General features: G+C 64.1%; 23 protein-coding genes. 13 read left to right on the forward strand and 10 right to left on the reverse strand.

Annotated elements, in window-relative coordinates:
• Nucleotides 1-144 precede the first annotated feature (144 nt).
• From K6T84_RS20170 to K6T84_RS20205, 8 genes are read left to right on the forward strand one after another with little or no spacing between them, the layout of a single operon-like run.
• Nucleotides 145-1,605, forward strand: coding sequence for an MCE family protein (locus tag K6T84_RS20170; protein WP_329786807.1), 1,461 nt, complete (start codon nt 145-147; stop codon nt 1,603-1,605).
• 37 nt (nt 1,606-1,642) lie between these two features.
• Complete coding sequence (locus K6T84_RS20175) at nt 1,643-2,671, forward strand: MCE family protein (RefSeq protein ID WP_329786762.1); 1,029 nt, start codon at nt 1,643-1,645, stop codon at nt 2,669-2,671.
• The gene (locus K6T84_RS20180) at nt 2,668-3,996 is read left to right on the forward strand and encodes an MCE family protein (RefSeq protein ID WP_329786763.1); all 1,329 of its coding nucleotides are present in this window, start codon (nt 2,668-2,670) and stop codon (nt 3,994-3,996) included. The genes K6T84_RS20175 and K6T84_RS20180 overlap by 4 nt, the downstream gene beginning before the upstream one ends.
• Complete coding sequence (locus K6T84_RS20185; RefSeq protein ID WP_329786764.1) at nt 3,993-5,309, forward strand: MCE family protein; 1,317 nt, start codon at nt 3,993-3,995, stop codon at nt 5,307-5,309. Before K6T84_RS20180 ends, K6T84_RS20185 begins: the two co-directional genes overlap by 4 nt.
• A complete protein-coding gene (locus K6T84_RS20190) occupies nt 5,306-6,466 on the forward strand; it encodes a virulence factor Mce family protein (protein ID WP_408066151.1) in 1,161 nt (386 codons plus the stop codon). The genes K6T84_RS20185 and K6T84_RS20190 overlap by 4 nt, the downstream gene beginning before the upstream one ends.
• 4 nt (nt 6,467-6,470) lie before the next feature.
• Entirely contained in the window at nt 6,471-7,940 is a 1,470-nt protein-coding gene (locus tag K6T84_RS20195) for an MCE family protein (RefSeq protein WP_329786765.1), read from the forward strand.
• Nucleotides 7,904-8,617 (forward strand): Rv1363c family protein, encoded by a 714-nt coding sequence (locus K6T84_RS20200; RefSeq protein ID WP_329786766.1) that lies wholly within the window; start codon nt 7,904-7,906, stop codon nt 8,615-8,617. The genes K6T84_RS20195 and K6T84_RS20200 overlap by 37 nt, the downstream gene beginning before the upstream one ends.
• Complete coding sequence (locus K6T84_RS20205; RefSeq protein ID WP_329786767.1) at nt 8,614-9,207, forward strand: Rv1363c family protein; 594 nt, start codon at nt 8,614-8,616, stop codon at nt 9,205-9,207. Before K6T84_RS20200 ends, K6T84_RS20205 begins: the two co-directional genes overlap by 4 nt.
• An 87-nt stretch (nt 9,208-9,294) precedes the next feature.
• Here K6T84_RS20205 and K6T84_RS20210 read toward each other — a convergent pair whose 3' ends face one another.
• The 4 genes from K6T84_RS20210 to K6T84_RS20225 all read right to left on the reverse strand — a co-directional run bounded on the left by K6T84_RS20210 (nt 9,295) and on the right by K6T84_RS20225 (nt 13,053).
• Nucleotides 9,295-9,819 carry a lipoprotein LpqH gene (locus tag K6T84_RS20210; RefSeq protein WP_329786768.1) on the reverse strand — a complete coding sequence of 175 codons (525 nt, stop codon included), beginning with the start codon at nt 9,817-9,819 and terminating at the stop codon, nt 9,295-9,297.
• A 50-nt stretch (nt 9,820-9,869) separates the two neighbouring features.
• Nucleotides 9,870-10,505: a cysteine hydrolase family protein gene (locus K6T84_RS20215; protein ID WP_329786769.1), complete on the reverse strand. Its 636-nt coding sequence runs from the start codon at nt 10,503-10,505 to the stop codon at nt 9,870-9,872.
• Between the two features lie 364 nt (nt 10,506-10,869).
• Nucleotides 10,870-11,865, reverse strand: a complete 996-nt coding sequence (locus K6T84_RS20220; protein WP_329786770.1) for an NAD(P)H-dependent flavin oxidoreductase — start codon at nt 11,863-11,865, stop codon at nt 10,870-10,872.
• A gap of 48 nt (nt 11,866-11,913) precedes the next feature.
• A complete protein-coding gene (locus K6T84_RS20225; RefSeq protein ID WP_329786771.1) occupies nt 11,914-13,053 on the reverse strand; it encodes an acyl-CoA dehydrogenase family protein in 1,140 nt (379 codons plus the stop codon).
• 88 nt (nt 13,054-13,141) lie between these two features.
• Here K6T84_RS20225 and K6T84_RS20230 point away from each other — a divergent pair, with 88 nt between their 5' ends.
• Nucleotides 13,142-13,726, forward strand: a complete 585-nt coding sequence (locus K6T84_RS20230; protein ID WP_408066152.1) for a TetR/AcrR family transcriptional regulator — start codon at nt 13,142-13,144, stop codon at nt 13,724-13,726.
• Between the two features lie 21 nt (nt 13,727-13,747).
• On the opposite strand, the gene K6T84_RS20235 is transcribed toward K6T84_RS20230, so the two are convergent.
• Together K6T84_RS20235 and K6T84_RS20240 are read right to left on the reverse strand one after the other, a co-directional pair.
• Nucleotides 13,748-14,545, reverse strand: coding sequence for an SDR family oxidoreductase (locus K6T84_RS20235; RefSeq protein ID WP_329786772.1), 798 nt, complete (start codon nt 14,543-14,545; stop codon nt 13,748-13,750).
• Between the two features lie 15 nt (nt 14,546-14,560).
• On the reverse strand, nt 14,561-15,388 hold the full coding sequence (locus K6T84_RS20240; RefSeq protein WP_329786773.1) for a mycofactocin-coupled SDR family oxidoreductase: 828 nt from the start codon (nt 15,386-15,388) through the stop codon (nt 14,561-14,563).
• Between the two features lie 182 nt (nt 15,389-15,570).
• Between K6T84_RS20240 and K6T84_RS20245 the strand changes: the two genes are divergently transcribed.
• Nucleotides 15,571-16,398 (forward strand): enoyl-CoA hydratase/isomerase family protein, encoded by an 828-nt coding sequence (locus K6T84_RS20245; protein ID WP_329786774.1) that lies wholly within the window; start codon nt 15,571-15,573, stop codon nt 16,396-16,398.
• A gap of 51 nt (nt 16,399-16,449) precedes the next feature.
• Here the strand turns inward: K6T84_RS20245 and K6T84_RS20250 are convergent, their stop codons facing one another.
• From K6T84_RS20250 to K6T84_RS20265, 4 genes are read right to left on the reverse strand one after another with little or no spacing between them, the layout of a single operon-like run.
• Entirely contained in the window at nt 16,450-17,229 is a 780-nt protein-coding gene (locus tag K6T84_RS20250) for an SDR family oxidoreductase (RefSeq protein WP_329786775.1), read from the reverse strand.
• 30 nt (nt 17,230-17,259) lie between these two features.
• Nucleotides 17,260-18,342 carry an acyl-CoA dehydrogenase family protein gene (locus K6T84_RS20255; RefSeq protein WP_329786776.1) on the reverse strand — a complete coding sequence of 361 codons (1,083 nt, stop codon included), beginning with the start codon at nt 18,340-18,342 and terminating at the stop codon, nt 17,260-17,262.
• Nucleotides 18,339-19,487: an acyl-CoA dehydrogenase family protein gene (locus tag K6T84_RS20260; protein ID WP_329786777.1), complete on the reverse strand. Its 1,149-nt coding sequence runs from the start codon at nt 19,485-19,487 to the stop codon at nt 18,339-18,341. The genes K6T84_RS20255 and K6T84_RS20260 overlap by 4 nt, the downstream gene beginning before the upstream one ends.
• Before the next feature lie 13 nt (nt 19,488-19,500).
• Nucleotides 19,501-20,358 carry an SDR family oxidoreductase gene (locus K6T84_RS20265; RefSeq protein WP_329786778.1) on the reverse strand — a complete coding sequence of 286 codons (858 nt, stop codon included), beginning with the start codon at nt 20,356-20,358 and terminating at the stop codon, nt 19,501-19,503.
• 117 nt (nt 20,359-20,475) lie between these two features.
• On the opposite strand from K6T84_RS20265, the gene K6T84_RS20270 reads away from it, so the two are divergent.
• Genes K6T84_RS20270 through K6T84_RS20280 form a run of 3 tightly spaced genes read left to right on the forward strand, consistent with a single transcriptional unit; the run spans nt 20,476 to nt 23,673 of the window.
• Nucleotides 20,476-21,696, forward strand: coding sequence for a Zn-ribbon domain-containing OB-fold protein (locus K6T84_RS20270; protein WP_329786779.1), 1,221 nt, complete (start codon nt 20,476-20,478; stop codon nt 21,694-21,696).
• Nucleotides 21,693-22,853, forward strand: a complete 1,161-nt coding sequence (locus tag K6T84_RS20275; RefSeq protein ID WP_329786780.1) for a thiolase C-terminal domain-containing protein — start codon at nt 21,693-21,695, stop codon at nt 22,851-22,853. The genes K6T84_RS20270 and K6T84_RS20275 overlap by 4 nt, the downstream gene beginning before the upstream one ends.
• A gap of 10 nt (nt 22,854-22,863) precedes the next feature.
• Complete coding sequence (locus K6T84_RS20280) at nt 22,864-23,673, forward strand: enoyl-CoA hydratase/isomerase family protein (protein ID WP_329786781.1); 810 nt, start codon at nt 22,864-22,866, stop codon at nt 23,671-23,673.
• The last annotated feature ends 15 nt before the right edge of the window (nt 23,674-23,688 follow it).

Here is a 23,688-nt window from a genome sequence, read left to right on the forward strand (position 1 = left end):
CCGAAACGGAGGTCGCCTGAAACACCCCGATCCACAGGTATTGACAATTCCTCCCTCACTGGTCTTGGCCGTGGCAGTGACGTTGGCGGTGGCGATGGCCGCCTACGGGGTCTCCGGCAACTTCAACTTGTCGGGTTAGTGACGATGAAAAGGAAACAGCGCGAAGCCGGACTGCACCCGGGTTTGTGGACGGTAGTGCTTTTCGCCCTCATCATCGGCGCACTTGTGCTGACGCTGGGAGCGTTCAACAGAGACTTCAGACCTTATGCCCGGGTGACCCTGACGTCGGACAGGTCGGGGCTGGTCATGGAACCCGGTGCGAAGGTGAAGTACCGCGGCGTCCAGGTCGGTCGCGTTGCATCGCTCCAGTCGGGTGACCCGGTGAAACTTCAGCTGGAACTCTACCCGGAACAGCTCAAACACATACCCGCCAACGTTGCGGCAGAGATCACCGCCACCACAGCGTTCGGTGCCAAGTACGTTGATCTGCTCCCGCCAACCGCTCCCAGCCCGAAACGGCTGGCAGCCGGTGCGGTGGTGCAATCACGCAACGTGAGCACGGAAATCAACACGGTGTTCCAGAACCTCGTTGGAGTGCTGGACCAGATCGACGTACCCAAACTGAACGGCATACTCACCGCGCTGGCCGACGGCTTTCGAGGCAAAGGCAAAGCCCTGGGCGAGGCCACCAGCGACTTCAACCAGGTTCTGTTGGCGACCAACCCGCGCAGCGAGACCGTCCGTGCCGACTTCCGCGCTCTCAAGGAGGTCAGCGACACCTACAGCGCGGCTGCCGGCAACATCTTGACGGTGCTGGATACCGTCAGCACGACGAGCACCACTATCACCGATAACGCCAAGCAGCTCGACTCATTGCTGCTCGCCGTCAGCGGCCTTGCTCGTAGCGGCGTCAACCTGATCGGCCCTGCCAAGGACAACCTGGAGCACGGCATCAACTTGCTGGAATCCACGACGCGTCTGCTGATGAAGTACAACCCGCAGCTGACCTGCACCCTGGTAGGCGCGAAAGTCGCGCTAGACAGCGGCATTCGAGACGCCTCGGGCGGCGCCAACGGATATTCGGAGATCTTGGACGTCTCGCTGCTGCTGGGCGACGACCCGTACCGGTACCCGGACCACCTGCCGATCAACGATATCAAGGGCGGCCCCGGCGGCCAGCCGGGATGTGGATCGCTTCCTGACGTTGCCCTGAACTGGCCGCAGCGCTACCTGGTCACCGATTCCGGGTGGGGTCGCGGAGTGGATATGCGACCCAATCCCGGTATCGGCTTCCCGGGCTACGCCGACTGGTTCCCCGCTACCAGGGGAATGCCCCAGCCGCCCAGTGTCCGTCACCCGTACGGCCAGGCGCCGGGCCCAATCCCCTACCCGGGCGCACCACCCTACGGCGGGCAGCTCTACGCCCCGGACGGGACGCCGCTTTATCCCGGCCTGCCGCCGGCACCCCCGCCGGGCCGGCCCCGAGACCCCGGCCCCCCGCCGGCTGGGTCCGAACCGTTCGTGCCGACATCGCCGTCCGGAGTGCAGGCAACGTGCGGAATCTTGAACGAACCGTGCGCGCCGCCGCCTCCCCCAGCGCCCTGATGGCCGTGGACCGTAAAAGCCGTAGAGGAACCTAGAGATGCACGAGAACTTGCTAGGCGTCGCGTGGCGCCTGACGATCTACGCAGTCGTATGCATGCTCGGCGCGTTCGGGCTGTTTGCCGTCTTCGCCCAGTTGCGTTTCCAATCGGAGAAGACCTACCGGGCCCAGTTCACCAACGTGTCCGGGCTGGAGAGTGGAAACTTCGTCCGCGTCGCAGGTGTCGAGGTCGGCAAGGTGAAAAACATCACCATCCAGCCGGACTCAACTGTGGTCGTGGAGTTCTCCGCAGCCGACACCGTGGTACTCACTGAGGGCACCAGGGCGGCCGTGCGCTTTGCTGACCTCGTCGCGGGCAGATATATGGCACTCGAGGAAGGCGCCGGGGAAGTAAAGAGACTTCAACCGGGCGCAACCATCCCACTGAGTCGCACCGAGCCCGCACTGGACCTCGACGCTCTGATCGGAGGCTTCCGGCCGCTGTTTCGTGCGTTGGACCCCGACCAGGTGAACAAATTGACCGGCCAACTGATCGCGGCCTTCCAGGGACAGGGCGGCACGATCGGTTCTTTTCTCGCCCAAGCCGCGACGCTGACTAACACGCTGGCCGATCGGGATCAATTGATCGGCCAAGTCATCACCAACATCAACACCGTGCTGGGTTCGATCAGCGGCGAGAGCAAGCAGTTCGCCAAGGGAGTCGACTCACTCTCCGAACTTGTTGCCGGCCTAGAAGCCCGCAAGCAAGACGTCAGCAACGGGGTTGTCTACGCGAACGCCGCTGCAGCGTCGATCGCCGACCTGTTGGCACAAGCCCGACCGCCACTGCAGAAGGTTGTCGCCGAGACGGACCGGACTGCCGGAACGGTGCTCAATGATCGTGAATTCTTCGACAACTACCTCGAGAAATGGCCTGACGCAACGGATGTCATCAACAGACAGGGCCAGACCGGCGACTGGTTCAGCTTCTATCTGTGCGACCTCGTGCTGAAGCTCAACGGGAAAGGCGGACAACCGGTTTATGTCAAGGTCGCCGGCCAGCAAACCGGAAGGTGCACGCCGCAATGAAACCCTTCTCCGAACGCAACCCGTTCCTCGTCGGGGCCATCGGGATCGGCATCACGGTGACCTTGATGGTGCTGTCCATCAACTATGACAAGCTGCTGCCTGTCAACAGGGGCAAGACCTACTCCGCGTACTTTGCCGAGGCGGGTGGCCTGGTGTCTGGCAACACCGTTCAGGTGTCGGGTTTGAAAGTCGGTCAGGTCTCGAGCGTCGATCTGGACGGACCGCGGGTGTTGGTCAAGTTCCATGTCGCGAGCAACGTGCGCATGGGTGACCGCACCGAGGCAGCAATCAAGTTGAAGACCCTGCTCGGGACCAAGGTCCTCGAGGTCACACCGCGTGGAGACGGCCAGCTGGCCGGGGCGATACCGCTCGAGCGGACCAAGTCTGCCTATCAATTGCCCGACGCACTGGGTGATCTCACGACAACCATCAGCGGGTTGAATACCGATCGTTTGTCCGAATCGCTCGCTGTGCTGGCCGACACGTTCTCCAACACCCCACCCGATCTCAAGGCTGCGCTGGGGGGGCTGGCGCGGTTCTCGCAGACCCTGGACGAACGCGACACCGAGCTGCGGAACCTGTTGAGTAACGCCAATAAGGCGACGACGGTGCTCGCCGAACGCAGCGAGAAAGTCGTCAACCTGGTCGCCAACACCAACGCGCTGTTAGTGCAACTGCAAAGCCAGCGCCAGGCACTGGATCAGATTTCCAACAATCTCTCTGCGGCGGCCCAGCAGGTGAAGGGCTTCATCGCCGAGAACCGCAGCACGCTCAAGCCGACGCTGGACAAGCTCAACGAGGTCTTAGCCATTGTCGACAATCGCAAAGAACGCGTGCAGCAAGCGATCGTAGGGCTGGACCACTACTCCTTACGACTTGGTGAAGCGGTGTCGTCCGGGCCGTTCTACAAGGCCTATGTCGTCAACCTGGCGCCCGGCCAGTACGTGCAGCCGTTCATCGACGCGGCTTTCTCCGACCTGGGTCTCGATCCGAATGTGGTGCTGCCTTCGGAACGCTCCGACCCGGAGGCTGGCCAGCCGGGAACACCGCCGCTTCCGGTCCCCTACCCGCGGACCGGCCAGGGCGGGGAACCACGCCGGACGATCCCGGACGCCATTACCGGCAACCCGAGCGATCAACCGTGTGGTTGGCCCGGTGTGCCGTTGCCCGGCCCCGGCTGCTACCCCTATCGAGACCCGGGACCCGCACCGGCCCCCGGCGGGCCGCCGCCAGGGCCGCCCGCTCTGGCACCTGCGGGCTCCGGGCAAGCCGCACCGGCGGCGTCCGCAGGCTCGGCGTCGCCGGGTGAAGGTGGTGGACGATGAATTCACGTAAGGCCAAGACCGGCCTGGCGTTGACGCTCGTGCTGCTGCTGATCGGCGGCCTGCTCGCGGCGGCGCGGACTGACGGCGGCATCGGACGTACCACTGTCGCCGCCTATTTCGCAGACAGCACCGGGCTGTACAACGGGGACGACGTCGTCATTTTGGGCGTGCGCGTCGGCAAAATCGAGAAGATCGAACCGGAACCGACCCAGGTCAAGATCACCTTCTGGTACCGCAACAAATACAAGGTGCCTGCCGACGCCAAGGCCGTCATCCTGTCGCCGTCCCTCGTGACGCCGCGATCCATCCAGTTGACCCCCGCTTATACGGGCGGAGCAGTGTTGTCGGCCGGCGCACTGATACCGCAGGAACGTACTGCGGTTCCGGTGGAATACGACGATTTGCGCCAGCAACTCGAGAAACTGACGCAGACACTGCAGCCCACCGAACCCGGTGGCACCAGCACGCTGGGGGCATTCATCAACACGGCCGCGGACAACCTGCGCGGCCAGGGCCCTGACATCCGCGACACCATTATCAAGATGTCTCAGGCCATGTCTGCGATCGGCGACCACAGCGACGACGTGTTCAGCACCGTCAAGAACTTGTCCGTCCTGGTCTCGGCGCTGCGCGGCAGCAGCGACGTGCTGCGACAGCTGAACGAGAATCTGGCCGCGGTGACGACTGTGTTGACCAACGATCCCAACGAGGTCGGAAGAGCCCTACGAAACCTCAACGACGTGGTCGCCGACGTCACCAGCTTCGTGGCCGATAACCGCGAGGCGCTGGGAACCACCTCCGACAAGCTGGCCTCGGTGTCAAACGCGGTCAACGAAAGCCTCGATAACGTCAAACAGATTCTGCATGTCGGCCCGACCGCCTTCCAGAACTTCCTCAACATCTACCAGCCCGCGCAGGGCGCGATGACCGGCACGTTGGCGGTAAACCAGTTCGCCAACCCGGTTCAGTTCCTGTGCAGTGCGGTGCAGGCGGCCTCGCGCCGCGGCGCCGAAGAGTCGGCGAAACTGTGCGTGCAATATATGGCGCCGATCATGAAGAACCGACAATTCAACTTCCCGCCGCTGGCAGAGAACCTTTTCGTCGGCGCTGCGGCGCGGCCGAATGAAATCACCTATAGCCAGGACTGGCTGCGGCCGGACTACATTCCCCCGTCACCGCCAGCACCCCCGCAGGCAGCCGCGACTTCACCGATGTCGGCAGAGGCCTCGGCGCCTCCGGACACCCAACGGGTGCCGATCGATCCAGACGAGGGCTTGCCCGGAATGATGTCGCCACCGGGAGGTACACCATGAACAGGTCACGGTACTGGTGGCGCACAGCGGCGGTGCTACTGGCGATGCTCACCGTCGTAGGGTTGTCCGGCTGCGGTTTTCGAGGTGTGAACTCGTTTCCGCTGCCGGGAACCAAGGGAGGCGGCCCGGGTTCGTACACCGTCCAAGCCGAGATGCCCGATGTGCAAAATCTAGAGCGAAATTCTCGGGTTCGGGTCAACGACGTCACCGTCGGCAAGGTGACCAACATCGAGCTTCGCGGCTGGCATGCGCTGGTCACCATGACGATCGACGGCGACGTCGATCTGCCGACGAACGCGACCGCCACGATCGGGCAGACCAGCCTGCTGGGTTCGGTGCATGTCGAACTCGCGCCCCCCACCAGTTCGGCGTCCGAGGGCAAGCTCAAAACCGGGTCGCTGATCCCGCTGTCGTCAGCCGGCGCCTATCCGTCAACCGAGCGCACGTTGGCCGCGGTTTCGTTGCTACTCAACGGCGGCGGACTGGGCCAGATCCAGGACATCACCGAGACCTTGAGCACCGCATTCATTGGCCGTGAGGAAGACCTGAGAAGCCTGCTCGGACAGCTCGATAAGTTCGTTGGTCAGCTCAACAACCAAAAAGACGACATCATCGCCGCAACGGATAGTCTCAACAACCTGGTTGGGCAGTTCGCCGACCAGAGGCCGGTGATCGACAAGGCGTTGAAGACCATCCCGGACACGTTGACCGTGCTGAAAGACGAGCGGGACGCCCTCGCCGACACATTCGCTGAACTAGGCAGATTCGGCGCACTTGCCGCTGACTCGGTCAACAAGACCAAGGAAAACCTGGTCAAGGAGCTGAAGGACCTCGGCCCGGTGCTGCAGTCACTGGCCGATGCCGGGCCGGCGCTGACCCAAGCGCTGGATTTATACGGAACCTTCCCGTTCCCCACAAGCACAGTCACCAAATGGTTGCGCGGCGACTATGCGAACCTGACAGCCATCATCGACCTGACGCTGAGCCGGCTCGACTCGGCATTTCTCACCGGTACCCGGTTCGAATGCAATCTGACCGAACTAGAGCTGCAGTGGGGCCGGACCATCGGGCAGATGCCCAGCCCGTGCATGGCCGGCAGTCAGTACAACCCCGGCAACCCGCTGGTTGCGCCCTACCAATTAGACCAGGGGCCCTGACGCCGTGCTCACCAGACGAATCAGAATCCAGCTACTGGTCTTCGCGGTTGTCAGCCTGATCGCGGGAACCATCATGTTCTTCAACTACATGCAGGTCCCGACTGCATTCTTAGGCCTCAACCGCTACACGGTTACGGTGCGACTGCCCCAAGCCGGGGGTCTCTACCCGGGCGGGAATGTAACCTACCGCGGCGTCGAGGTTGGCCGGGTGCACGCTGTTCGGCTCTCCGATAGTGCTGCCGAGGCGGTACTTCAGCTGGATTCGGACGTTCGTATCCCGGCCGATCTCAGCGCCGAGGTGCACAGCGTGTCCGCGGTCGGCGAGCAATATGTCGAGTTGCTGCCGAACACCGGGGACGGACCGTCGTTGAAAGACGGCGACGTGATCCCCGAGGACCGCACTTATGTTCCGCCGAATCTCAACGCACTGTTGCGCGCGACTAACCGCGGCTTGACCGCAATCCCACGGGAGAACCTGGCGACCGTCGTCGATCAGGGAAATATCGCCGTGGCGGGACTCGGCCCGGAACTCTCCCGGCTGGTGAGCGGCACAGCCAAGCTATCGAGCGATGCCCGCAAGAACCTCGACGCGCTCGTTACCTTGATCGACGAGTCAAAGCCCGTCTTGGACAGCCAAACCCAGTCATCGGATGCGGTGCAGGCATGGGCCGCCCGCCTGGCGACCATCACGTCGCAACTGCGCGACAACGACCCGGCGGTCGCGGGACTGCTACAGACGGGCGGACCAATGGCCGACGAGGTCCGCCAGCTACTCGACCGGCTGAACCCCACGTTGCAGATTGTGGCGGCCAACCTGGTCAATGTCGGCGAGGTGGGGGTCACCTACCGCGACAACCTGGAAGCTCTTCTGGTGGAACTCCCGCAGGGGGCGGCGAATATCCAAGGGACCACGGTCGCCAACAGGCATACCAAGCAGGATTACGTAGGTAGCTTCCTCAGCTTCAACTTGAATCTGAACTTGCCGCCGCCATGCACCACGGGTTTCCTGCCGGTTCAACAGCAGCGGGCCGCCAGCCACGAGGATTACCCGGCGCCGCCTGCGGGCGACATATACTGTCGGATACCGCAAGACTCGGTGTTCAACGTGCGCGGAGCCCGCAATCTGCCGTGTGAGACCCGCCCTGGTAAGCGTGCCCCGACGGTGAAGATGTGTGAAAGCGACGAGACATACGTCCCGCTGAACGATGGCTTCAACTGGAAGGGTGATCCGAACGCAACGTATACGGGTCAGGGCATCCCGCAGTTCAGGCCGGGGGAGGAGCCTGCCGGGCAGGCCGCACCGCCCTCGCCACCGGGTCCACAACCGCCCCCGATGGCGGCCCTGGAATACGACCCGCCTACCGGCATGTACGTCGGACCGGACGGGCGCATGTACAGCCAATCCGACTTGGGTCGCGGGCCTACTAAGGAGCAAACATGGCAGAGCATGCTGATCCCCCCGACTCAGAGGTGAGCGAATCAGCCGCGCCGGAGACGTCGCCGACATCGGCCGGTTGCGTCGAGGAGGGTTCATCGGAATCCATCGATGAGACATCCGAGGCGACGGGCGCACCGGAACCGGAGCCGCTGGAGATTTCGGATGAATGCGTCGATGACGTTGCTGCCGTTGATGACGACGCCGACGGAAACGTCACTGCGAAGAAGCCGGTGTCGCCTGTGCGGCTGGCAATGGTGCTCGGATTGATCATGGTCGTCGCGCTGACCGCGCTCGCCGGCTGGCTGGGGTTTCGGGGGTATCAGGCTCGTCAGGCCCAGCAGCAGCGTGAGTTCTTGGTTCAGGTTGCTCGGCAAGGTGCGCTTAACCTGACGACGATCGACTGGGAGCACGTAGACGCCGACGTGCAGCGCATCCTGGATTCTGCAACCGGAACCTTCTACGACGACTTCTCCCAGCGATCGGATCCTTTCGTCCAGGTAATCGAGAAGACGCAAGCGAAGTCGGTAGGGACAATCACCGAGGCGGGCTTGGAGTCACAGTCGAGCGACGAGGCTCAGGTTCTGGTTGCGGTGTCTGTGAAAACGTCGAATCTCGGTGCGATCGAACAGGAGCCGCGGCATTGGCGGATGCGAATCTCGGTGCAGAAAGTCGGTGCCGAACCGAAGATCTCCAACGTGGCGTTCGTACCGTGACGCCGCCGCTGTCCGGCGAGACTGGGGATGCGGGCGACGCCGCCGACCTGCTGGAATCAGAGAACATGTCATCCGATGATGCCCAGTCGCCGGCATCGAAGCACCGATTCCAGTGGTCGCGATTGCTGGCGCTCGTGATATTGCCCGCGTTGGCGGTGTCGGTTGCGGCGGGCGCGGGTTATCTGAAGTGGCAGGATTCGTGGACCCGGGGGTCCGCACTTGCAGGCGTCGAGTCGGTGGAGGTTGCGAAAGAATCCACCGTGGCGCTGCTGTCCTACCAGCCGGATACCGCGGAGAAGGATCTAGAGGCCGCCCGCGATCGATTGACCGGAAACTTCAAGGATTCCTACACCCAGCTGGTCCACGATGTAGTAATTCCCGGCGCAAAGAAACATCACATCTCGGCGGCTGCCACGGTTCCCGCTGCCGCCTCGGTATCGGCGACTCCACGCCACGCGGTGGCGCTCCTATTCGTCAACCAGACCGTGCTCGTCGGCAACGATCCGCCCACCGATACCGCTTCCACAGTCCGGGTGACTCTGGACAAGGTGGACAACCGCTGGCTGATCTCCGCGTTCGACCCCATTTAGATTGCGAACGGGGTGGCGGTCGAACATCACACATGGCGCGCCGGCCCAGTCGATAATGCCGGCCTTCCCGTCACCCCGAGCAAGGGACTAGCAGGCGACCTTGATCGCAAATGTGCTCGTAGTCCTGGCGCTGGGGTTATCTGCTTCGAAGCCGTAGGCAGTACCGCGGATCGTATAGGTCTGACCGCCCATGGTTACCTGCGCCTGCCCTTGGAGGCCTTCCACGTAGCTACCCGTGAAGCCCCCTAAGCCATGGATGTTGATTGACCGAACGGTGAGCGCGTCTTGGTTGGACACAAGTGCGTCCAGACCTTCGGCCCGGGTACCGGTCGCGATCGTCGTTGAAGATCCGATCGATGTACAAGTCGCCGTGTGGGTCTCGGGAATGTCCTCGTCGCCGATCGTGACTTGCGCCGTTCCGGAAGACAAGAGCCCGGGCTGTCGTGACACGGCCGGCGGTGCCGATGAACAGGCGCCGATGCTCACACTCGCCAATCCGACCGACAACCAGGCGACGAAAAATCGTCCCGAGTTCGACTGGGGGCCCGGGATATTCCTCATATCGAGAAATGTACCGTGTTCAGGCCCGGCCTGGTTGCTGATCGCCGACACCCATCTTCCCCGGCACCGGGACTTGGCCTGTTCCGGTGAATAGTGCGGGCTCACTTGGGAGTTGAGCTCTTCTGAGGTTCGCCGCCCCACTCACCGATGAGCTTGTCGACAGTGACGATCCGGCCGAGCACCGCGATGGTGTTGTTCAGTACCTCTGCGGCGTAGCTGGCGGGAGTGCCGCCGACGGCATCGCGGGGCACAATCAGGTCGAACCCGGACTGGGTGAGGTGTCCGGCGGTGTGGGGTAACGCCAAATTCAGCGATACCCCAGTCAGGACAACGGTGCGTACGCCGAGCCCCTTGAGCACGGCCAATAATTCGGAATCCTGGGTGGGGAACAGGCCGTGGTGGCGTGGTAGGACCAGGTCGCCGGGTGCCAGTAGTTCGGGAATGACCTGGGTGGCGGTGGTGTCGGGCGCCCAGTCGGCGGTTGCGGGCCCCAATGACCGCCAGAGCCGCGCTGTACCAACGTGATTGGCGCCCAAGCTGCCTTCGTAAGTGGCGTGCACGACGCGGATACCGGAACGGCGGGCGGTGTCGAGCAATCGGCGAAGATTCGTGATGAGATCGCCACTGTCGACGGCGAGGGCGGGCAAGACCGAATCCGGGCCTAGGACACCGTTTTGGCATTCCACACAGACGACCGCCACAGTGGAGTTATCGGGAGTTTCTGATGATGTTGGCATCGACATCCAGTTTAGAACAATTTTGACACAAATGCCAAAAAATATTTGGTCTCTTCGGATTGGCCTGGCAGCGAGGATGGCGAGATCAGATCTCGTCAGATAAATCGCTTAGGGGAAAGGATGATTCGGCCCGAATATGACTCGCTGACCCGTGTCATGGGACGAGGTAGATCCGCAATCGCCTCAATTCCGGTCAGGCCGCGCTCATTTCTTCAGCCATCGGAGACGGTGATCGGGTTCGCCGAGATGAGACACGCGGAAAGAGGCCGGCGCAACGGTAGCCGTCATCCTGGAGAACAAGAAGCACGTCCACGCGGTGAGGTGGGAGGCGCCGCGCGGCAGTCTGTCATCGGCGGATCGAGGCTTATGCGACGTTCTCCTGGTCTTCGTCGTCGACCATGTCACCCAGGCGGCCGGTGATGATCTCCTCGGCCTCGGCCACGATCCGCGAGACGAGTTCCCCGACGGTGGGGATGTCGTTGATCAGGCCCATCGCGGTGCCGACGGTCCAGATGCCGGCGTCGACGTCACCGTCGTCGAAGACCCGCCGGCCCCGCACCCCGGCCACCAGATCCTTGACGTCCTCGAACTGCCCGCCGCCCTTGAGGATCTCGACGACCTCCCGTGAGACGACGTTGGAGGCCACCCGGGAGGTGTTGCGCAGCGGCCGGAAGATCAGCTCGGTGCCGCGCTCGTCACCGGCGACGATGGTTTCCTTCACGTTCTGGTGGATGCAGGATTCGACGGTGCACATGAACCGCGTCCCCATGTTGATGCCGTCGGCACCGAGCGCCAGTGCCGCGACCAGGCCACGCGCGTCGGCGAAACCACCCGAGGCGATCATCGGGATCTCGATCTGGGCAGCCGCGGCGGGGATCAGCACCAGACCCGGGATGTCATCCTCACCCGGGTGACCGGCGCACTCGAAGCCGTCGATGCTGATGCCGTCCACGCCCAGGCTCTGCGCCTTGACCGCGTGCCGAACCGAGGTGCATTTGTGCAGCACCTTGATTCCGTTGTCATGAAACATTGGCAGGTGCGGGGCCGGGTTGGACCCGGCGGTCTCCACGATCTTGATGCCGGCGTCGACGATCACCTGCCGGTACTCGTCATAGGGCGGCGGGTTGATCGCCGGCAGGATGGTCAGGTTCACCCCGAACGGCTTGTCGGTCAGATCCCGGGTGCGGGCGATCTCGTTGGCCAGATCCCCCGGGGTGGGCTGGGTCAGCGCGGTGATGAAACCGAGCCCGCCCGCATTGGCCACCGCGGCAACCAGTTCGGCGCGGCCGACCCACTGCATACCACCCTGGGCGATGGGGTGCTGCACCCCGAAAACCTCGGTGAACTTCGTTGTCAGCATGGTATTCCGGCTCCTCTGTGTGTGGTTCGGTTCAGGTGCGGTCTGGGGTCAATCGCGAAGAGAGCGACTGATGACGAGCCGCTGAATCTGGTTGGTTCCTTCAAAGATCTGCATGATCTTCGCCTCTCGCATGAACCGCTCGACACGGTAATCGCGCGTATAGCCGTAGCCGCCGAACACCTGGACGGCGTCGGTGGTCACCTTCATCGCGGCGTCGGTGGCAACCAACTTGGCCACTGAGGCGTTGCGCGAATACGGCAAACCGGCATCACGCCGCCGTGCGGCGTCCACGTAGGTGGCGCGGGCTGAATCCACCGCTGCTGCCATATCGGCGAGCAGGAACGCCAATCCTTGATGGTCGATGATCTTGCGACCGAAGGTTGTGCGCTGCTGGGCGTAGGCCGTGGCCTCATCGAGCGCGGCCTGGGCCAATCCGACTGCAACCGCCGCGATTCCGAGTCGGCCCGAGTCCAGCGCGCTGAAGGCGATCTGGAGGCCTTGACCGTCAGCGCCGATACGTCGCTCCGAGGGAATGAAGGCATCGTCGTAGTGCGCTGAGGTGGTAGGCACAGCGTGCAGTCCCATTTTTTCTTCGGGCTTGCCGAAGGTGAGCCCGGGCGTTTCTTTGGGGACCAGAAAACACGAAACCCCTTGGGACCCGGTGCCGGTCCGGGCAAACAATGTGTAGAAATCCGCGATTCCGCCGTGCGTGATCCACGATTTCGTCCCGTTGACTCGATAGCCCCCGTCGACGGGGGCGGCTTTGCAGTTGAGCGCCGCGGCGTCCGAGCCGGCATGAGGCTCGGACAGGCTATATGCGCCGATGGTTTGTCCTCCGAGCATGGCCGGAAGCCACTCGCTCTGCTGCTGGTCGATGCCGAACGCGACGAGGGGGTGGCAGGAGAGGACATGGACGCTGACGGCCACGGCCACAGCAGCCCAGCGCGCTGCGATCTCCTCGAGGACCTGAAGATAGACCTCGTACGGTTGGTCACCGCCGCCCCATTGCTGTGGGAAAGGCAGGCTGAGGATCCCGGCTTCGCCGAGCGCAGCGAAGACGTGTTCCGGGTAGGTCTCAGCCTTCTCGTGTAAGTCGACCAGTGGGACCAGGAGTTTGTCGCCGAGATCGCGCGCGAGCTGTATCAGGTCATGCGCCTCGTCCGATGGGAGCAAACGGTTGACGGTCACGACGCCCCTTTGAAACTGAAATCAGTACTCTATTACTGTCTGCAGTATCATACCAGTACTAGGAGATGGCTAGCAGTACTATGGCCGGGTGGGACTGTCGAGGGGGCCGGAGTTCACCACCGCGCGGCGTAGTCAGTTGTTCGATCAGCTGCTTGATCTGGTTCTCATCGAGGGCTTCGCGAATTTGACGCTCGACGATCTGGTTTCGCGGCTCAGGTGCTCGAAGTCCACGCTCTATGCGCTCGCAGGGAGTAAGGAACAACTCGTTACCGCGGTTACCGTGCACTTCTTCCGTCGTGCCACCGACGACGTCGAGAAGAGCGTCGCAGGCGTCGTCGGGGCTCGCCAACGGATCGGTGCCTATCTCGCTGCGGTCGAGACGGCTCTTGCGGCCGCGTCGGAGCGGTTCATGGCAGACCTCGAAGCGTTTCCGCCGACTCGTGCGGTCTACGAGAAGAACACCCGGATCGCGGCCGACCGGGTTCAGCAGTTGATCCGTGACGGGGTTCGCTCGGGCGAATTTCGCAAGGTCCACGCTGCCTTCGCCGCCGACTTGGCGGCCACGATGATGGCCAGGATTCAGCAGGGGGCAGTGCGGGCCAACACCGGCCTCGATGATGCGCGTGCGTATCGGGAATTGGCGGCGATTCTCACTGCGGGCATCAGTGCGTGAATACGTGCGTCACACGGCCGGCTAAAATGCGGATCGGTGCAACCCGCCGTCAACCTCGATCCAGCTTCCGGTGATGTAACCGGCCGGCTCGGAACACAGATACGTGATCAGTGAAGCAATTTCGTGCGCCGCACCCATCCGCGCGGCGGGGACGCGGGCCTGAGTCAGCATGAACTCGCGTCGCTGTTCCTCGGTGCTGGCTCCGAGGATCTTGTCGAGGTATGCCGTCGCATTGTCGGTTTCGATCCAGCCCGGCGCAACGGTATTGATCGTCACGCCGTAGCGGGCGTATTCGTCGGACACCGTCTTGAGTAGGCCGATCGTCGACGGTCGACTGGTGTTCGCGACCGCGTGGTGAATATTGCCGGCCGGTTCTTTCGCAGTTGCCGAGCCGATGTGGACGAACCGTCCCCAGCCGGCTTCCCGCATGCCCGGCAGCACAGCCTGTAACAGAAAGATCTGGCTCATCGTGTGCAACTCGAACGACTCGCGATACACGGTGACGTCGGTGATGTCGTCGAAGTCGCCGGGCCGTTGGTATTTGGCCTGACCCACCACCACCAGGGGCGGACCCGACTCGGTGGTGATTTGGCGCACGGCGTCGTCCACCTCCTGCTGGCGGCTGACGTCAGCGCAGACGCCGATCGCGGTTCCGCCTGCGGCGCGAATCCTATCCACCGCAGCGTCGACGTCGGTCTTGGTTCGTGCCAGCACCGCTACCTGGCAGCCCTCGGCCGCAAGCATCTTGGCGACCTCGAAGCCGATGCCCTTGCTGCCGCCGACGATCAGCGCCGATTTACCGGCTATTCCGTAATCCATCGGGAATCCCGGGCGCTACCGGTGGACGTCCATGCCGGCGTCGACCTTGAGTAGGCTGCCGGTGAACGACCGGCCCGCATCGCTGATAAGGAACAAGATCGCGTTCGAGACGTCGCGTGGCTCGATCAACGGCAAGTCCGGCAGCGCGGTCTGCACGGCGTTGACCATGCGGGGGTTCTCCTCGATCACCTTGAAAAGCGCTGGGTTCTCGGTGATCATCGGCGTCGCACAGTTGGTGGGTGCTACCGCGTTGACACGGATACGATCGGGTGCGAGCATCGCCGCGTAGGCGCGAACCAGGCCGACGATGGCGACCTTCGACATCAAGTACGCGTCCGAGCCGCCGCGTCCGTCGGTGAGGTCCAGTAACGCGATCATGGAACTGGTCGCGATCAGATTCCCGCCTTCGCCGCGTTCCTTGAGGTGGGGGATCGCGATCTGGAAGGCATTCCACACGCCGACCAACATGATGTCGAGGCCGAGTCGCAGCGCTTCAGAGGCGTCGCGCTCGTCGGCATTGGTAAGCACGACACCAGCGTTGGCGATCACGGTGTCGATGTGGCCGAACTGCTGAACACCGGCGTCGAACGCTGCCTGCAGGGCGGACTTGTCACGGACGTCTGCGGCGCGGAAAAGCATTTCCTGGCCGGTCTTTTCGACGAGGCGCGCCGTCTCCTGAAGGTCGTCGAGGGTCCCCAGTTTGTAGGTCACCACGTCGAGGTCTTCGCAGATGTCGATGCCGACGATATTCGCGCCTTGCTCGGCGCACATGACCGCGTGCGACCGGCCCTGGCCGCGCGCGGCTCCGGTGATGAAGACGACCCGGCCGTCGAGTGAGCCCATTATTTCTTCCTCTCGTCGACTTTTGCTGACCGGAGCACGCGTTCACGCGTATACAGCTGACCGGTTGCCGTCAGCCGACTCGGACTTTCCCGCTGGATGTTACGCCGATGGTTTTGAATCATACAACTAGTTCGATAATTTGGTTGTGACCGAAATCGCAGCGATCCGAAAGAGAGCTCCAGATGCCCGAGACACTCAATGACGGTCCACGCCCACCCGACGGCGACTGGCTGGGCACGCCGTACCTGCGGTTCGAACGGGAAGGCCCATTCGCGATCTGCACACTGGACCGCCCCCAGGCCCGCAACGCGATGACGCCGGCGATGTACTTCGGTATCCGGTATGCGGTCAGCCGGGTCAACGCCGATCCCGACCTGGCCGGACTGCTGATCACGGGAACCGGTGACGTATTCGCCCCGGGGGGCGATCTCGGTCAGGGGGGCGAGGACAACTGGATGGATTTCGCTTCGACCCTGGGAATGGATGTGACGCCCTTCGACGTCCTGCGCAAGTCGGCAAAACCTGTGGTGGCAGCGGTGAACGGCCTATGTCAGGGCGGTGGCCTGCAGATCGCCCTGTGCAGCGACCTTGCCGTCGTCAGTGATCGCGCAACGTTTCGGGTGCCCGAGCTTTACCGGGGGATCGCCGATACGTATTACAGCCAGATACTGGCACGCCTCGTCGGGCCGGTCCGTACCCGAGATCTGATGCTCACCGGTCGTACGTTGTCCGCTGCGGAGGCGCTCGATTGGGGCATGGTTTCTCGGGTGGTTCCCCATGAGGGGTTGCTCGACGCAGCGCGGGAACTCCTGGCGCAGTGTTGTCGGACGGCGCCAGGAGCTCGAGGTCTGATCAAGGCAAGCTTGGACAATTACCTGGGGCTGTTCGACCGTATCGGCATGCAATCCAGTCTGGAGGGGCCCGAGGCACGCGAAGGTTTCGTTGCTTTCAAAGAGAAGCGATCGCCCGCCTGGGTGCACCCGGACCTGCAGGTCGACGGCCGCCTCTGAAGTCCCCGGGGGTGCCGAAGCGCGTCGCGCTTCAGCACCCCATTCGGGGGCCTACTTCGGTGTGAAACGCTGTGCGCCGTCGAGGCGCAGCACCTCTCCATTGACGTAACCATTGGTGAGGAGAAACGCTGCGGCGTCGGCGAACTCGCCTGGAGTGCCGAGTCGCTTCGGGAAGGGGACATTTGCGGCGAACTTCGCGATTGCCTCTTCACCGACCGACTCCATGATCGGGGTCTTCATCGTTCCGGGCGCGATCGTGTTGACTCGGATGCCGGTCGAACTCAGATCCCGGGCGGCCGCGATGGTGAGCCCGATGACGCCCGCTTTAGCCGCCGCGTAGGCGGTCTGTCCGATTTGTCCTTCGTAGCCGGCGATCGACGCTGTGAGCACCAACGCGCCGCGCTCTCCGTCGTCTCGCGGTTCTGCCGTCGCGACAGCGGCGGCCACCAACCGCGCCAAATTGTATGTGCCGGTGAGGTAGAGATCGATCGTCTTGGTGAAGCCGCCGAGGTCCGCCGGGCTGCCGTCCCGCCCGACGATGCGTTGCGCGACGCCGAAGCCGCCGTGGGCAACCACCGCGTAACGCAGCTGACCAAGCTGGTTGGCCTGCTCGATCGCGCCGCGGATGCTGTCCTCGCTCGTGACGTCGGTGCTGACGAAGCGGGCCCGGTCGCCCAGCTCGTCGGCCAGCGCCTTACCTTTCTCGTCAGCCAAGTCGGCGATCACCACGCCGAGACCGTCGGCGTGCAGGCGGCGCACCGCCGCTTCACCCAAGCCACCCGCCCCGCCGCTGATGATTGCCGACGCGCCCTCAAATTGCGTTACTGTCATGAATCCTCCTTCATCTCAACCGGTTTCTTCTTAGGATGTCATTTCGCCGACCAGCAAGCCCCACGGATCTCCTGAGGCCAAGACCAGTCGGCCGAGGCGGCGCGCGTGGAGGGCTGTGCTGCCGTAGTCGTGGACCCAGCTTTGGGCGCGCAGGGTGGCGAGCCAGAGCGGATGCTCGGCGGTGACACCGATCGCGCCGTGCAGTTGGTGAGCGATGGTGGTGGCCGTGTCGACCACCTGGCCCGTGACAATCTTGGCTACGGTGACGGCGTAATCGGTTTGCGGCGAGGCGAACCCGTGATCGGCAGCTGCGCTGATGGCCAGGGTGGTTGCGGCACGGGCGCGTTCGATATCGCCAGCCATTACGGCCAGTGAGTGCTGCACCGACTGGAATGCACTGAGTGAGCGGCCGAACTGCACGCGATTGCGGGTGTGGTTCACCGTTAGCGCTGCGGCGGCGTCGAGCGCACCGATGATCTGCACACAGCGGGCCCATGCGCCGCGGCGTTGCAGTTCGGTTGTGAGCGTCGGGTCGAGGACGCGCAGGTCGTCGGCGGGCACATCGAACGTGATGGTGTCACGCGGTTCGCCGGCCAGGTTGTGTCCTTCATGGATGGTGGCGCTCTCGATGTCGAGGATGCCGACGTGCAGCCCATCCCTGCCGTTCGCCGCGACCAGCACCGTTGCGCACGTGCTTGTCCAGGGCACGTCCGGCGCGGTGCCGCTGACCCGGCCGGTGGCGGTATCGGCTTGCCCGATCGCGACGGTCAGCGGCCCGTCGGGAAGTTCGATGCCGGCTTGTGATCCCAGCCAGGCGGCCAAGATGTCGGTCTCGGCGATAGGGATTGCCGCGGCGTGACGAGCCAGACCGTAGAGCAGAACCGCGGACTCGACCGGCCCGGCGCCGAGATCGGCCGTGCTGGTCAGCCGGGTCAGGCCGGTGTCTTCGAGGTCGCGCCAGAGGGGTGCGTCGAATTCCTCCGGCACCGCTCGTCGACCTAGCCGGGAATCGAATGAACGCCGTCCGAGAGTGTCGACGAGCTGACGCAACTCCGCGGTGTCATCGTCGCGAGAATCATCCGTGTCGAGCACACCGCCCCACAGTGCATTCATCGCAACCCCATTCCGCGAGCCACCACGCCGCGCAGTACCTCGTTGGTGCCACCGCGCAGCGTGAACATCGGCTTGTGCAAACGGGCGGTGGCCAGCATGCGCTTCAGTGCCTGATCTTGTTGCGTCCGCTCGAGTAGATCCGCGGCCGCCTCCACCGACTCCTGCTCGAAGCGGGTGCCGAGGTCCTTGACGAGTGCAGCCTGGTTGGCGGGGTCGCCACCGTCGGCCAAGGTGCGGGCCACGGACACCGAGAGCTGGCGCAGTGAAATCATCCGCGCCAGGAGATCGCCGACCGCTGCGGCTGTGCCGTCGTCGGTGGATCTGTCCGAACTGAGTGTGCGGATGGCAGCGAAGAGGAGCGGTGCGGTGGACAGCATCCGATCCGGGCCGCTGCGCTCGAACGACAGCTCCGAGGTGACTTGATGCCATCCGTTGCCGATCTCGCCGAGCACGTCGGCGTCTGGCACGAACACCTGGTCGAAGCTGACCTCGTTGAAGTGATGCGCCCCGGACATCAGCAGTATCGGTTCGACACGTACACCGTCGGCCTGGCACGGCACCAGGAACTGGCTGAACCCGGCGTGGCGGTGCTGCGGGTCGGGAGCGCTGGTGCGCGCCAACACCACGACCTGGTGTGCCTTGTGCGCGCCGCTGGTCCACACCTTCGTGCCGCTGAGTAGCCAACCACCATCCGCCCGGACCGCTTTGGTCTGCACGGCGGCCAGGTCGGAGCCGGCGCCGTGTTCGCTCATCCCGATCGACGAGTAGAACTGTCCTGCGGCGATGCGGGGTAGCAGCCGGCTCCGTTGTTCCGCGGTGCCGTAGGCGAGTAATCCCGGTGCGACCTGGCGGTCGGCGGTCCAATGCGCCGCGACCGGTGCACCCGCGGCCAGCAACTCCTCGGCGACGACGTAGCGATGCAGATGCCCGCGCCCGTGGCCGCCGTAGCTCTCCGGGATGGTCAGCCCGACGAACCCGGCTGCACCCAACCGGGCGCTGAAGCCCTCATCCCAGCCGGCAAGCCACGAGTCCACCCCGGGTTCCCAGCCGAACTCGTCGCGGTCGGCGCGAAGAAAATCTCGAACCGAGTCCCGCAACGTGGCGAGCTCGGGCTCGTTTGCACACAACACGTCAAAGGAAGTCATGGAGTCCTGGCTCCTACACCTTCGGTAGTGGACTCGACGACAGGTAGAAGTTGGGTGTCAGGTCCTCGTCGCGAGCGGCCAGGCGATATTCGGACAGATCATCGATCCCTTCCTCGCGCAGCACCTCTTCGTCGGTGTAGAAGCACCCGCTGCACTCACCGGCAGAGCGGGTGACCAGCGCGTGCAGAGCATCGGCCATGATGCGCGGACTGCGCGCCTGCGCCTGTACCGCGTCTTCGCCCATCGCCACCATCATTCCGGTACTCGCGACGGTCGTGGCGGGCCACAGGGAGTTCACCGCAATGGGTATCGAGGCAAATTCCGCGGACCACCCCAGCGTCAGCAGACTCTCGGCGTACTTGCCCACGGTGTGCCCGACGTGCGCGCCGACCCACTCCGGCTGAAGGTTCAGCGGCGGTGACACGTTGACGATGTGGGCGTTGTCGGACTGGCGCAGCAACGCAAGAGCGGCCTGCGTCACTGCAAACGGGCCTTCGACATTCACCGCCAGGAGTCGGCCGAAGTTCTTCAGCGGCAGCTTGCCGGTGGGGCGCAGGTCCAGCGCGCCGGCGTTGTTGACCACGACGTCGATCGCGCCGAACGCCTCGTCAACCGCGGCGATGGCCCGGTTGACGCTGTCCTCGTCGCGGACGTCGCACACCAGCGGCAACGCCCGCCCGCCGGCCTCCTGCACCGCATCGGCAGTCTCGCTCAGCGTGCCCGAGATCTTGGGGTTCGGTACGTCCGTCCTGGCCAGCAGCGCTACGTTGGCCCCGTCGGCTGCGGCGCGAATCGCGATCTCGCGGCCGATGCCCCGGCTGGAGCCGGTGACCACAACGACGCGGCCTTTCAAGGTGCGCGAATTGCTCACGGCTGCGTGCCCTCCTCTTGCCGCTGACCTGTCATGCTCAGAATGATATAACTATATAATGATATTCGATAAGTCCCATCCCGCCGAGCGGCCGTCGGGCGCAGAATCGAGGTCGGTATGAGTCGCGTCATCTCGGTCGGCACCTATCTGCCGCCGTGGACCAACGGTAGTGGCCGGGTCAAAGGCCCGGACGAGGATGCGGTGACCATGGCCGTGGCGGCCGGCCGGGCCGCTGACCCCGACGGAACAGCGCAATGCGTCGTCATGGTGTCGCGAGACTTTCCGCTGCTTGAAGGTGGGAACGGCGCGGTGTTGCTGGCCGGGCTGTCGCTGTCGGCCGACATCCCGGTGACCGAGGTGCTGGGTGGAGCGCCCGCGGTACTGGACCAGATCGGCGGTGCTACCCCGGGAACCCTGGTGGTCGCCGCCGACGACGCGGACGCCGTCGGCGCCGCGGCGGTGTTGATCGGGGCGGGCACGGCGGGCGCGGAGGTGACGCCGGTAGCCCGGCAAACGCGCAGCCTGCCGTTGTTGGCGCGCGGCGCCGACGGCACCCGGCACGCTTACGGTGACCCCAGGCTGCAGCGTGAGATCGGGGTGCGCGCCACACTCGCGCGGCTGGGCCTGACCGGGACGCCGACCGTGGCTGCGGTGGCCGGGGCGCCGGCCGCGCAGCTTGGCCGGGCCTTTGACACGTCGGCCGCCGCCGGCGATCCCAGCGTGTCCGCCGCCGCGGTGATCCGGTTGCTGGCCGACGCGATCGACAAGCGCGCATCCGGCTTGTTGGTTGCGATCGAACAGTCCACGGTGAGCGTGGCCGAGCTGACGCCTCCAGGCGGCGGGCTCTGGATCGCCCGCGACGAGGCGGCGGTACGCGACCTGCCCAAGACACGCGTCGCCGCCGGCGTCGGCATCCCGATCTCCCTGTCCGCGTACTCGCGCGCATTCGATCCCAAATTGCGTTGGGAGGCAGCAGTTTTCGATGAACGTCCCGGAATCGACGCAGCCCCGCAGTTCCCGCCGCGGCTCCGCGTCGACGACATCGGTGGACTGGCCGATGATTACCGGCTTGTACCGCTGCCCCGCACCGGCACCGTCTACACGCACACGACCATCCGGATCCCGGTTCCTGATCTGCCCAGTCCGTACTCGCTAGCCGTCGTCCAACTCGACGGCAGCCCCGTTCGGGTGCTGCTCAAGGTCACCGGTGTACCAGCCGGTGAGACAACCATCGGGCAGACCGGTTCGGTGGTGTTGCGCAAGATCGCGACTCGTACGGGTATACCCGACTATGGGTACGCCTTTTGGCCGGGGCGCACGGAAGGAGCCCACGCATGAGGAATGTTGCGATCGTCGGTGCCGGGATGACGCCGTTCGCTGAACACTTCGACCTCGGTATCAAGGACCTGGTGCCGATGGCCTACTCCGAAGCGGTCGCGCACGTCGACAAGGGCATCAGCAAGTCCGAGATCGAAGCGGCCTGGTTCGGCGAACTGTCCACCACCGACGGATTTCCGTCGGGAATCCTCGCGGACACTCTCGACCTCACCGACATCCCCGTCACTCGTGTCGAAAACGCCTGTGCCACGGGGAACGATGCCATTCGCAACGGTGCGCTGGCGATCGCATCCGGGCTGTATGACGTGGTGCTCGTGGTCGGTGCCGACAAGGTGCGCGAGACGGCGTCGAACACGACGTTCTGGGAATGGGCCGCCATGACGCGGGACAACGCTTGGGATTACCCGCTGGGCCTGGTCGCGCCGGCAAACTTCGCGTTACATGTCAACCGCTATCTGCATGAGTCGCCGGCGACCAAGGAACATATGGCGATGGTGGCGGTGAAGAACCACTTCCACGCGCTCAAGAACCCGAAGGCCCAGCTGCGCTACGAGATCACTGTCGAGCAGGCACTGGCCGCGCCGATCGTCGTGGAGCCTTTCGGGCTCTACGACTGCACTCCGCAGAGTGACGGGGCGGCCGCGGTTATTTTGGCCGCCGAGGATGTCGTGGACCAATACACCAATCGGCCGGTGTGGGTGCGTGGCGTCGGGATCGGCATGGACCGGGTGATGCACCAGCACAAGGCGGACATGACGACGTTCCCTCCCACGGTTCGGGCAGCGAAAGCGGCTATGAAGATGGCCGGTCTGACGCCCCGTGACGTCGATGTCGCCGAAGTGCACGACTGTTTCACAGGTGTGGAGTTGATCAGTTACGAAGACCTCGGCTTCGCCAATCGATTCGAAGCGTACAAGCTGGTCGAAGGCCGGGAGAACTACGTCGGCGGTTCGATCCCGATCAATCCCAGTGGTGGTCTCAAGGCCAAGGGCCACCCGCCGGGCGCGACCGGAGTGGCGCAGTGCTACGAACTGTTCAACCAACTTCGCGGTGACGCCGAAAACCAGGTTGACGGGGCACGAGTTGCGCTGGCACACAACATCGGCGGACCGACCGCGGTCTCAGCCGTCACCATCCTCTCCAACGACAAGAATTGACGGGAGTTCCATGACCACCTCCGAAATCGCCACGCTTGCCGGTTACGAGCAGTTCGCCCCCTGGCTGTTGGTCGAAAAGGCCGGCGACGTCCACGTGGTCAGCATCAACCGACCTGAGGCGTTCAATGCCGTCAACGAAGAGGTGCACCACGCATTCGCCAGCATCTGGCGGGTTCTCGCCGCCGATGAGGATGTCCGGGCGGTGGTGACGACCGGTGTCGGGAAGGCTTTTTCGGCCGGCGGCGACATGGTCATGTTCGGACGCCTGATCGAGGATGCGGGGGCTCGGCAGTCACAGATCGCCGAGGCCCGAACGGTCTTCCTCGAGGTGATCAACTTTCCCAAGCCGCTGGTCTCGGCGGTCAACGGTCCAGCGGTCGGGCTCGGCTGCTCGATCGCCCTGCTGTCCGACCTGCTGGTCATGGGCGAGAACAGCTACCTGGCCGATCCGCACGTCGCGGTCGGATTGACCGCCGGCGACGGGGGAGCGGCGATGCTGCCGCTGCTGATCGGCATGATGAAGGCCAAGGAATACGTGCTGTTGGGTGACAAGATCACCGCGCCGATCGCCGAAAAGCTGAACCTGGTAACGAAAGTCGTCAGCGATGACACGGTCCTCGACGAGGCGCTGGCCCTGGGTGAGCGGTTGGCCGGTCTACCGGCACAGGCTGTGCGGTCCTCCAAGGTCGCGCTCAACATGCATCTGTCCCGCGCAGCGCTGGGCGTGCTTGAGTACGCTCTGGCCGAGGAGTACACCTCGTTCTCCACGCCTGAGTTCAAGGAGCGGGTCGCCGCGTTCCGGGCACGCGCGAAAAAATAGCGGATCCAACGCCGA

The organism is Mycobacterium zoologicum (assembly GCF_020181635.2).
Classification (GTDB): Bacteria; Actinomycetota; Actinomycetes; order Mycobacteriales; family Mycobacteriaceae; genus Mycobacterium; species Mycobacterium zoologicum.

Bases quoted from the DNA above. Each gene is read 5' to 3' on its own strand.
- K6T84_RS20170 (WP_329786807.1), top strand. From the start codon at position 145: ATGAAAAGGAAACAGCGCGAAGCCGGACTGCACCCGGGTTTGTGGACG.
- K6T84_RS20175 (WP_329786762.1), top strand. From the start codon at position 1,643: ATGCACGAGAACTTGCTAGGCGTCGCGTGGCGCCTGACGATCTACGCA.
- K6T84_RS20180 (WP_329786763.1), top strand. From the start codon at position 2,668: ATGAAACCCTTCTCCGAACGCAACCCGTTCCTCGTCGGGGCCATCGGG.
- K6T84_RS20185 (WP_329786764.1), top strand. From the start codon at position 3,993: ATGAATTCACGTAAGGCCAAGACCGGCCTGGCGTTGACGCTCGTGCTG.
- K6T84_RS20190 (WP_408066151.1), top strand. From the start codon at position 5,306: ATGAACAGGTCACGGTACTGGTGGCGCACAGCGGCGGTGCTACTGGCG.
- K6T84_RS20200 (WP_329786766.1), top strand. From the start codon at position 7,904: ATGGCAGAGCATGCTGATCCCCCCGACTCAGAGGTGAGCGAATCAGCC.
- K6T84_RS20215 (WP_329786769.1), bottom strand. From the start codon at position 10,505: ATGCCAACATCATCAGAAACTCCCGATAACTCCACTGTGGCGGTCGTC.
- K6T84_RS20220 (WP_329786770.1), bottom strand. From the start codon at position 11,865: ATGCTGACAACGAAGTTCACCGAGGTTTTCGGGGTGCAGCACCCCATC.
- K6T84_RS20235 (WP_329786772.1), bottom strand. From the start codon at position 14,545: ATGGATTACGGAATAGCCGGTAAATCGGCGCTGATCGTCGGCGGCAGC.
- K6T84_RS20240 (WP_329786773.1), bottom strand. From the start codon at position 15,388: ATGGGCTCACTCGACGGCCGGGTCGTCTTCATCACCGGAGCCGCGCGC.
- K6T84_RS20245 (WP_329786774.1), top strand. From the start codon at position 15,571: ATGCCCGAGACACTCAATGACGGTCCACGCCCACCCGACGGCGACTGG.
- K6T84_RS20250 (WP_329786775.1), bottom strand. From the start codon at position 17,229: ATGACAGTAACGCAATTTGAGGGCGCGTCGGCAATCATCAGCGGCGGG.
- K6T84_RS20255 (WP_329786776.1), bottom strand. From the start codon at position 18,342: ATGAATGCACTGTGGGGCGGTGTGCTCGACACGGATGATTCTCGCGAC.
- K6T84_RS20260 (WP_329786777.1), bottom strand. From the start codon at position 19,487: ATGACTTCCTTTGACGTGTTGTGTGCAAACGAGCCCGAGCTCGCCACG.
- K6T84_RS20270 (WP_329786779.1), top strand. From the start codon at position 20,476: ATGAGTCGCGTCATCTCGGTCGGCACCTATCTGCCGCCGTGGACCAAC.
- K6T84_RS20275 (WP_329786780.1), top strand. From the start codon at position 21,693: ATGAGGAATGTTGCGATCGTCGGTGCCGGGATGACGCCGTTCGCTGAA.
- K6T84_RS20280 (WP_329786781.1), top strand. From the start codon at position 22,864: ATGACCACCTCCGAAATCGCCACGCTTGCCGGTTACGAGCAGTTCGCC.